This window comes from Leuconostoc sp., assembly GCF_965300815.1.
On record NZ_CBDKZH010000052.1, the window covers coordinates 1 to 9,274 of the forward strand.

The window sequence follows — 9,274 nt, forward strand, 5'->3', positions numbered from 1 at the left end:
AGGTAAGACTGGTAAGTAATCAAATCGTCAGATTTTTTAACTTACTCGTATTATTTTCAATTATTAATCACAATAAATTTAACATGGCGTAAGCCATCAAGAAAAGGAAAGCACAGCTATGATTTCAAAACCAGATAAAAACAAGCTCCGCTTAAAGCGCCACAAGCGCGTTCGCGGCAAGATTTCTGGTACTGCTGCTCGCCCACGTTTGAACGTTTTCCGTTCTAATGCAAACATCTACGCGCAATTAATTGATGACGTAGCGGGTGTAACGCTAGCAAGTGCCTCAAGCCATGATGCAGAAGTATCAGGTACAAAGACAGAACAAGCTATTAAAGTTGGTGAATTGATCGCTACACGTGGTAAGGCCGCAGGATTAGAAGAAGTTATCTTCGATCGTGGTGGTTACTTGTACCACGGCCGTGTTCAAGCATTAGCAGAATCAGCCCGTGAAAACGGCTTGAAGTTCTAAGGAAAGGAGGAATAAAAAATGGTTGAATTCGTTAACCCTAAGTCACTTGGTGAATTAGAAGAAAACGTTGTTGCTATTAACCGTGTCACAAAAGTTGTCAAGGGTGGTCGTCGTTTGCGTTTCGCAGCGTTGGTTGTCGTTGGTGATAAGCAAGGCCACGTTGGTTTTGGAACTGGTAAGGCACAAGAAGTTCCTGAAGCTATCCGTAAGGCAATCGAAGATGCTAAGCGTAAGATGATCACTGTACCAACAGTAGGGACAACTATTCCTCACGACGTCCTTGGCGTTTGGGGCGGTGGTAAGATCTTGATCAAGCCAGCCGAAGAAGGTTCTGGTGTTGCTGCCGGTGGTGCTGCACGTTCTGTTATGGAATTAGCAGGTATCGCCGATGTGACTGCAAAGTCACTTGGCTCATCAACACCAGTTAACGTTGTCCGCGCAACTTTTGAAGCTTTGACAAGCTTGAAGGATGCAGAAGAAGTAGCAGCTTTGCGTGGTGTTTCATTGGAACACTTGGCTGAATAAGGAGCGATAAAATGGCTGATTTGAAAATCACTTTGATTAAGAGTGCGGCTCATCGCTTACCAAAGCAACGCGCGATCGTTAAGTCACTTGGACTTGGTCGTGTATCTAGCTCAGTGGTGAAGCCTAACAACGAAGCTACTCGTGGCGCAATTTTCCACATTGCTCACTTGGTTAGCGTTGAAGAAGTAAAGTAATAACGATAAAAATAGGAGGTACCGAAAGATGAACTTGAACGAATTACAACCTGCTGCAGGTTCACGCAAGTTGCGTAACCGTGTAGGTCGCGGTACGTCATCAGGAAACGGTAAGACATCTGGACGTGGTCAAAAGGGTCAAAAGGCTCGTGGCAAAGTACGTTTGGGGTTCGAAGGTGGTCAAATGCCTTTGTACCGTCGTATTCCAAAGCGTGGATTTACTAACATTTCACGTAAGGAATTTGCTGTGGTTAACTTGGAAAAGTTGAACGCATTCGCAGATGGCACAGAAATCACGCCAGCACTTTTGATTGAAAGCGGTGTTGTTAAAAATCAAAAGTCAGGTATCAAAGTCTTGGCTGTCGGTCAACTTGACAAGAAGTTGACTGTTAAGGCACATAAGTTCTCAGGCGCTGCTAAGGCGGCTATCGAACAAGCCGGTGGAACGACTGAGGTAATTTAATGCTACGCACGTTATTTAATGCAGTACGTGAAAAGGATATTCGCAAAAAGTTAGGGTGGACCTTCCTACTTCTGTTTATTTACAGAATTGGAACGCACATTACTGTGCCTGGTGTTAACCCTGCTGCAATGGCGGATATGGCCAATTCAGGATTAATGAACATTCTGAACATTTTTTCTGGTGGCGGTTTGATGAACTATTCATTGTTCGCAATGGGTGTTTCACCTTACGTGACGGCACAAATTGTTGTGCAACTTTTGCAATTAGATATCGTGCCTCGCTTTGTTGAATGGAGTAAGCAGGGTGAAGTTGGTCGGCGAAAGTTGAACAACGCCACACGTTGGTTAACCCTCGTGCTTGCATTTGTTCAGTCCGTAGGTATTACAGCTGGATTTAATTCACTGACAGCCTACGGACTTGTTAGCCACACAAATGATGTGATGTCATACCTGGTCATTGGCACGGTTATGACCATCGGAACATTTTTTGCCATGTGGCTAGGTGAAATGATTACTGAAAAAGGATTAGGAAACGGTGTTTCCATGATTATCTTTGCTGGAATCATTGCACAAGCACCTTCAGGCATGTATGACATTTTCAAAGAAAATATCTTACAAGCCAACTCAAGTGATTTAGTCAACGGCATTGTCTTTATGGCTGTGTTGACAGCTGCCATGATCTTGGTCATCGGCATTACAACATGGTTCTATGAAGCCACACGTCGTTTACAAATGCAGTACACACGTTCTGCAACATCATATGGTAGTGAAGCTTATTTACCATTGAAGGTTAACGTCTCTGGCGTTATTCCGGTCATTTTTGCCTCATCATTTATTAGTACACCACAAACGATTTTGTTGGCATTCCAAGGTAAATATGCGTCAGCGCAATGGTATCAAGTTATGCAAGATCTATTTAGCTTGACAACACTACCGGGTGCAATTCTCTACACTGTTTTGATTATCATCTTTACCTACTTCTATGCCTTTGTCCAAGTTAACCCTGAGAAGTTATCAGAAAACTTGCAAAAGCAAGGGGCTTACATCGTCGGTGTACGTCCTGGTAATGAGACAAAGGCTTATGTGTCACAATTACTTTTGAATTTGAGCTTTGTTGGTTCAATCTTCTTAGGTTTTGTGGCCTTGGTACCACTCATTGCCTCAGATGTCTGGGGTTTGAACGAGAAAATTGGACTAGGTGGCACAAGCCTTTTGATTACAATTGGCGTGGCGCTTGATTTGATTCGTCAAATTGATGGCTTGATGCAAAAGAGAAATTATATTGGGTTTATCACAAAAGATCAGTTAGCAAATCGGGAGGCAGCTAATGGCTAAGAATTTGATTTTGTTAGGTTTGCCAGGTGCTGGAAAAGGCACACAAGCAGACCTTATTGTTAAGGATTATCCAACGGTTCACATCTCTACTGGAGATATTTTCCGTGCCAATTTGGCCAATGATACAGAATTGGGAAAGCAAGCACGTGAATATATGGACGCTGGTAACTTGGTCCCTGACGAAATCACAAACGCAATGGTTGCTGATCGTTTGAGTCAAGCAGATGTTCAAGCTGATGGTTTCATGTTAGATGGTTACCCTCGTAATGAAGCGCAAGCGGCATTCTTGGATAAGTATTTAGCGGAAAATGGGACATCAGTCTCTGCAACACTTTATTTTGAAGTTTCTGATTCATTGTTGCGCGAACGTCTTTTGGGACGTGGCCGCGCAGATGATACACCTGAAGTTATTGACAACCGTTTGGCTGTCAATAAAGCAGCGAACTTGCCATTGGTAGATTACTATCAAAAGGCAGGTGTCTTGCACACAATCGATGGCGGACAAGAACTTGCCGAGGTGTATCATGATGTGAAGGCGGTTTTGGATAACTTGTAAGCAAAGTTTCTGAAATCACATTGAGAAGTACTAGCAAATCTGGTATAATTTGATAGGTTAAGCACTTCTCAACAATGTTGAACATTATTAGCACAGGAGGTTAAGTGCATGGCCAACGATGTCATTGAAATCGAAGGTAAAGTGAAAGAAACTTTACCAAATGCGATGTTCCAAGTAGAACTCGAAAATGGCGCAGTTATTTTGGCACACGTTTCAGGTAAAATTCGTAAGAACTTTATCCGAATCTTGCCAGGTGACCGTGTCACAGTCGAAATGTCACCATACGACTTAACGAAAGGTCGTATTACTTATCGTTTCCGTTAAGAAGTGATTTGGAATAATCAGTTAACCGAATAGGAGGAATAGATTATGAAAGTACGCCCATCAGTTAAAAAGATGTGTGATGCTTGCCGCGTTATCAAGCGGAATGGTCGCACAATGATCATTTGCCCAGCTAACCCTAAGCACAAGCAACGTGCTGGAAAGTAATTTTCCAGAACTAGGCAATTTTAAAAAATTATTGTAAATAGACATAACTGTCATTTTCAAAATACTAACAGGAGGTAAATTGTTATGGCTCGTATTGCAGGTATTGATTTGCCACGTGACAAGCGTATTGTCATTGGCTTAACATACATCTACGGAATCGGTAATACTACTGCACAAAAGATTTTGGCTGAAGCAGGCGTTTCAGAAGACGTCCGTGTTCGCGATCTCACAGCAGATCAAGAAGACGCCATCCGTGCAACAGTTGACAAGTTGAACTTGCAACTTGAAGGTGATTTGCGTCGTAAGGTATCACTTGATATCAAAGCGTTGCAAGAAATCGCTTCATACCGTGGCATTCGTCATCGTAAGGGCTTGCCCGTTCGTGGACAAAACACGAAGAACAACGCTCGTACACGTAAAGGCCCAGCTAAGGCAATTGCTGGTAAGAAGAAGTAATCTCTGATTATTTTTTCTGTTGTATCCTAATCGATACGGCACATGATTATCGTAACCATAGTTACGTAATGTTGGTTAAGTAATTAACCCGAGAAATTATATAAAAAGTATTGAAAAGGAGGCAAACATTATGGCAGGTCGTACAACGCGTAAGCGTCGTGTGAAGAAGAATATTGAAACTGGTGTTGCTCACATCCACTCAACATTCAACAACACAATCGTCATGATTACAGATGTTCAAGGTAACGCAGTTGCTTGGTCATCAGCCGGTGCACTTGGCTTCAAGGGAAGCCGTAAGTCAACACCATTCGCTGCTCAAATGGCAGCAGAAGCAGCCGCAAAGAGTGCCATGGAAATGAACATGCGCACTGTTGCAGTTACTGTTAAGGGACCAGGTTCTGGTCGTGAATCAGCAATTCGTGCTTTGGCTGCAGCTGGCCTGGAAGTAACATCAATCAAAGATGTTACACCAGTTCCCCACAACGGATCACGCCCACCAAAGCGTCGTCGTGTTTAATTGATTTTCATTGCTCTTGCTGTGAAAGAAGGGGTAAGAATTACAGATGATTGAATTTGAAAAGCCAAATATTCATAACATCGAAGAGGATGCCCGCTATGGCAAATTTGTTGTAGAGCCTCTTGAACGCGGATATGGTACAACGCTTGGGAACTCTTTGCGTCGTATCTTATTGTCATCGCTTCCGGGCGCAGCCGTTAACACGGTGCAAATTGACGGCGTTGTTCACGAGTTTTCAACCGTGGATGGTGTCGTTGAAGATGTCACACAAATCATCTTGAACCTCAAGAAGGTTGTGTTGGCGATTGATTCGGATGATGAACGCAGCCTTGAAATCGATGTTCAAGGTCCGGCTGAAGTGACTGCTGCAGATTTGCAAGCAGGTGCAGACGTTGAAGTTTTGAACCCTGATTTGCATATCGCTACTGTGGCAGCAGGTAAGTCATTGCATATGACAGTCACGGCAGTTAAAGGTCGTGGTTACTCATCAGCTGACGAGAATAAGCAATTGCGTGAAGAAATGCCGATCGGTGTTTTGGCAGTTGATTCAATTTATACGCCTATCGAACGTGTGAACTACCATGTAGAAAACACACGTGTCGGTGCACGTGATGATTATGATAAGCTCACTTTTGATATTTGGACTAATGGTTCAATCAAGCCTAGTGATGCTTTGAGCCTAGGTGCAAAAATCTTGGCGGAACATTTGAACTTGTTTATGGATATTTCTCCAGTGGCAGCTGAAGCCAGTGTTATGGTGGAAGCGGAACCTGTTGCCGTTAGTGCGTCAGATTCTGCGCCAATTGAAGACTTGGACTTATCAGTTCGTTCTTATAATTGTCTCAAACGGGCCGGTATCAACACTATTGTGGAGTTGACAGATCGCACTGAAGCCGACATGATGAAGGTGCGTAATCTCGGTCGGAAATCACTTGACGAAATCCAAGAAAAGCTGACTGAAATGGGCTTAGGATTCCGTAAGGAAGATTAACACATGTCTTTAAACTACTAAAAAGGAGGATTCACCAATGCCATATCGTAAATTGGGTCGTACATCTTCACAACGTAAAGCTTTGTTGCGTGACTTGACTACTGATCTTTTGATCAACGGTCGTATCACGACAACTGAAGCCCGTGCGAAGGAAGTTCGTAAGACAACTGATAAGATGATTACATTAGGTAAGCGTGGTGACTTGGCGGCTCGTCGTCAAGCTGCTGCCTTTGTCCGCAACGAAGTTGCTGACGTGATCGAAGACGGCGACAACGTGAAAGTACAATCAGCTTTGCAAAAGTTGTTTGATGACGTTGCACCTCGCTTTGCTGAACGTAATGGTGGTTACACACGAATTCTCAAGACTGTCCAACGTCGTGGCGATGCCGCTCAATTGGTCATCTTGGAACTTGTTGATTAATTACGTTACATCTAAAAAATACCCCTTGGAATTTAATTCCAAGGGGTATTTTTTAATGATCACGATTAAGTAATAATTGACTTAATTGCTCAAGTTGCGTTTGAATGGTTGGTTCAGGTAAGTTGCCAATTAAGGCTTGTAGTTGTTCAGTGTAGTCTGTGAGTAACGCATTCAGTTTTGCCATCGCGTGACTTTGTGTAATGAGTTCGTGTAAACGAATCATGTCAGCATCGCTAATCAAATCGCGTTGCATGAGTAAGGCACGAATATCATCACGTACAGTTGGATCTGTGAGGGCAAATAAGACTGGGGCCGTGTAGATCCCATTGCGAATATCTTGACCAATGGGTTTACCAAGAGATAATTGTTGGGTAATGGATTCAAAATCTAAGTAGTCATCCAATAACTGGAAGGTAATCCCCAAATTTTCACCTAACTGACTCACAGTGTCTTGTAGGTCGTCTGCGATGGCTTGACCACTAATCAGTCCAAAGGTCACACTGAGTTTGAACAAGGCCGCTGTTTTGCCTTTGATTTGCGATAGGTAAGTGTCAAAGGTCGCATCAACGTTAAAGCGATGATGCTTTTGGACTAATTCACCGAATAAAATGTCTTGTAGGGCTGTTAGTGCGAGTTGGTTGGCTTGTGGTAGGTTTGTTTGTTCAAGTAACGAAAACATACCAGTCAGCAAGTAATCACCAGCATAGACGGCAGTATCTTTGCCAAAACGACTTTGAATACTTTCGTAACCACGACGTAATTTGGATTCATCAATAATGTCATCATGAATTAAGGTTGCCAAGTGTAAAAGTTCGACACTGGCACCGAGCTGAATCGCTTGTTGGTTATAAGGTGTTGTCGTGAGTTTTGAGAAAATAAGGGTTAATGCTGGCCGAACGAGTTTACCGGCATTCAGTTGTGAGCGAATTGCTGTATCAATGTCTTCGAAGCCGATATGCCAGCTGGTTGCCATACGATTTAAAACAGCGACTAATGGTTCGGATAATTCGGGAAATTGTTCCCACATTTTTGGAAGAGTAGGGGTTACCATGTTAAATTTCTCTATTTCTCTCGGCCAACTGAACGCGCAGTATGGCTTATTTTATGTACAAAGTGCGAAAATACACATTCTCGCACTTTTTAATTATAACTTATTTATCTAAATCATCGTAGAGTGACTTTGCTTTACCATACCAAAGGCCACCAAGACCCTTTTGTAGCAATGGCACGACGTAGAAATCAAGACCGAAGCCACGACCAGCGCCGTTCATCACCGCGATACTTGAGAAAATCAAGAACCAGTGGGTGAGATCAAAGCCATTAGATGCCCAAGCAGCAATGGTCAAAATAATTGACACCAGCGCTAATGGCCAAGTCATCAAACCAACAATCAAACCGGCACCTGTCACAATTTCAATAAAGCTTGCAAGGCCATGTTGCCAGAAGAGGTCGTTGAGCGGCCCAACTTTACCTAGCGCGGCCAGGATCCAGAAGAGACCCAAGAAGATACGCAAAGGTGTTGACCACAAGACGTTACCAAGGCGAGAAACAGCACCACGGAATGGGTTACGACCGTTGGCAGTACGGAAGAATTCGTCCAACATGTAGTGGAAAATTGAATACATTGAACGGATTTGTGAATAGAAGAAAAGGTTGATGCCGTGCTTAGCTAAACTAGCGAAGAAGCCAGAGAAGTTCAAGCCCATCAAGCTGGCAACTGTGTAGTGTGAACCAATTGAAACGGCGTAACCGTGGTAGCTCACTACTTCACCAAATGTCTTTGGCTTAGCAAAACCAAGATCGGCCAAAATATTGTTTGAGGCAGCGCGGGCAGCACTTTCAGCACCTTCAACAGTTTGTGGAACCGGACCAGTCTTTTCATCAACGTAAGACAATGTGTCACCCACAACATAAATGTCTTCGGCTGGCTTATCATCTTCAAGCGTTGCGTGCATGTAGTCGTCGGCTTCGATACGGCCACCACGACCATACTTGAAGCCCCAGTCAGAGATAAATGACTTAGCCTTCACACCAGCTGTCCAAATGAGGGACTTAGTTGGCAAAGTTGAGCCATCCTTGAAAATCACACCGTTTTCATCAACACCAGTGACCATGGCACCTAGGCGAAGATCAACACCGTTGTCAGTCATGTACTTCAAAGCCTTGTCAGCCAAACGACGGTCTTGTAGCATGTTCAAAATTGTTGGCGCTGCTTCAAGCAATACCAACTTGATTTCAGATTCATCTAACTTGTAAGTGTCAGCTAAGACCTTACGTTGTTCAATGAATTCACCCATCAATTCCGCACCAGTAAAGCCAGAACCAACCACCGCAATGGTCAACATTTGTTCACGCTTAGCTGGATCAAGTTCGCCGGCACCTTGACCGATGATGCTTTCAACATGATGACGGATAGCCAATGATTCTTCCATTGACCACAATTCAAAGCCGTGTTCCTTCACACCTGGTGTGCCGAAATCGTTTGATTGACCACCAACGGCCAAAATTAACTTTTCATAGCTCACGTCACCGTGCGTTGTCTTAACGATTTTAGCGGCCTTATCGATGCCATTAACTTCGGCCGTCAACAACTTGACATTTTTATTTTGGTAGAAGAGATGTTCCAAGTCTTCTTGCACGTGCTTTGGGGCCACACGCTTTGAAGCCACTTCATGCAACTCAGTCATGTACGTGAAGTAAGAATGCTTATCAATCAAAATGATATTGTATTCTTTGTGTGATTTTAATTTCTTTGACAAAGTTTTTGCTGCGAATACACCACCGAAACCAGCGCCAACAATGACAATGTTTTTTTCTGCCATGACTCTTTTCTTCCTTTTGTGAATTATATAATAT

The 9,274-nt window shown here is 43.3% G+C and carries 14 protein-coding genes; 12 read left to right on the forward strand and 2 right to left on the reverse strand.

Translation table 11 applies throughout. From position 1 onward, the window contains the following. The first annotated feature begins 118 nt into the window (after positions 1-118). From rplR to rplQ, 12 genes are all read left to right on the forward strand, one after another. Positions 119-472: a 50S ribosomal protein L18 gene (rplR, locus tag ACW12G_RS04655; protein WP_009999853.1), complete on the forward strand. Its 354-nt coding sequence runs from the start codon at positions 119-121 to the stop codon at positions 470-472. 18 nt (positions 473-490) lie between these two features. Further along, positions 491-997, forward strand: a complete 507-nt coding sequence (gene rpsE, locus ACW12G_RS04660; protein WP_009999850.1) for a 30S ribosomal protein S5 — start codon at positions 491-493, stop codon at positions 995-997. Positions 998-1,008: 11 nt separating this feature from the next. Continuing rightward, complete coding sequence (gene rpmD, locus ACW12G_RS04665) at positions 1,009-1,191, forward strand: 50S ribosomal protein L30 (protein ID WP_004899438.1); 183 nt, start codon at positions 1,009-1,011, stop codon at positions 1,189-1,191. 28 nt (positions 1,192-1,219) lie between these two features. Continuing rightward, positions 1,220-1,654 carry a 50S ribosomal protein L15 gene (gene rplO / locus ACW12G_RS04670; protein ID WP_009999848.1) on the forward strand — a complete coding sequence of 145 codons (435 nt, stop codon included), beginning with the start codon at positions 1,220-1,222 and terminating at the stop codon, positions 1,652-1,654. After that, the gene (gene secY, locus ACW12G_RS04675) at positions 1,654-2,988 is read left to right on the forward strand and encodes a preprotein translocase subunit SecY (RefSeq protein WP_010006451.1); all 1,335 of its coding nucleotides are present in this window, start codon (positions 1,654-1,656) and stop codon (positions 2,986-2,988) included. Before rplO ends, secY begins: the two co-directional genes overlap by 1 nt. Further along, positions 2,981-3,544, forward strand: a complete 564-nt coding sequence (locus ACW12G_RS04680) for an adenylate kinase (RefSeq protein ID WP_029509450.1) — start codon at positions 2,981-2,983, stop codon at positions 3,542-3,544. Before secY ends, ACW12G_RS04680 begins: the two co-directional genes overlap by 8 nt. Before the next feature lie 108 nt (positions 3,545-3,652). Beyond that, positions 3,653-3,868, forward strand: coding sequence for a translation initiation factor IF-1 (gene infA / locus ACW12G_RS04685; RefSeq protein ID WP_002816015.1), 216 nt, complete (start codon positions 3,653-3,655; stop codon positions 3,866-3,868). Positions 3,869-3,913: 45 nt separating this feature from the next. Next, on the forward strand, positions 3,914-4,033 hold the full coding sequence (rpmJ, locus tag ACW12G_RS04690) for a 50S ribosomal protein L36 (protein ID WP_009999832.1): 120 nt from the start codon (positions 3,914-3,916) through the stop codon (positions 4,031-4,033). An 84-nt stretch (positions 4,034-4,117) separates the two neighbouring features. Further along, positions 4,118-4,489, forward strand: coding sequence for a 30S ribosomal protein S13 (rpsM, locus tag ACW12G_RS04695; protein ID WP_009999831.1), 372 nt, complete (start codon positions 4,118-4,120; stop codon positions 4,487-4,489). Between the two features lie 130 nt (positions 4,490-4,619). After that, complete coding sequence (rpsK, locus tag ACW12G_RS04700; protein WP_009999830.1) at positions 4,620-5,006, forward strand: 30S ribosomal protein S11; 387 nt, start codon at positions 4,620-4,622, stop codon at positions 5,004-5,006. A 46-nt stretch (positions 5,007-5,052) separates the two neighbouring features. Then, positions 5,053-5,997: a DNA-directed RNA polymerase subunit alpha gene (locus tag ACW12G_RS04705; RefSeq protein ID WP_455647391.1), complete on the forward strand. Its 945-nt coding sequence runs from the start codon at positions 5,053-5,055 to the stop codon at positions 5,995-5,997. A gap of 37 nt (positions 5,998-6,034) precedes the next feature. Continuing rightward, a complete protein-coding gene (gene rplQ / locus ACW12G_RS04710) occupies positions 6,035-6,418 on the forward strand; it encodes a 50S ribosomal protein L17 (protein ID WP_009999828.1) in 384 nt (127 codons plus the stop codon). 52 nt (positions 6,419-6,470) lie between these two features. Here rplQ and ACW12G_RS04715 read toward each other — a convergent pair whose 3' ends face one another. Continuing rightward, positions 6,471-7,469, reverse strand: coding sequence for a polyprenyl synthetase family protein (locus ACW12G_RS04715; RefSeq protein ID WP_029509452.1), 999 nt, complete (start codon positions 7,467-7,469; stop codon positions 6,471-6,473). Positions 7,470-7,569: 100 nt separating this feature from the next. Then, positions 7,570-9,240, reverse strand: a complete 1,671-nt coding sequence (locus ACW12G_RS04720) for an FAD-dependent oxidoreductase (protein WP_048702172.1) — start codon at positions 9,238-9,240, stop codon at positions 7,570-7,572. Positions 9,241-9,274: the final 34 nt, after the last annotated feature.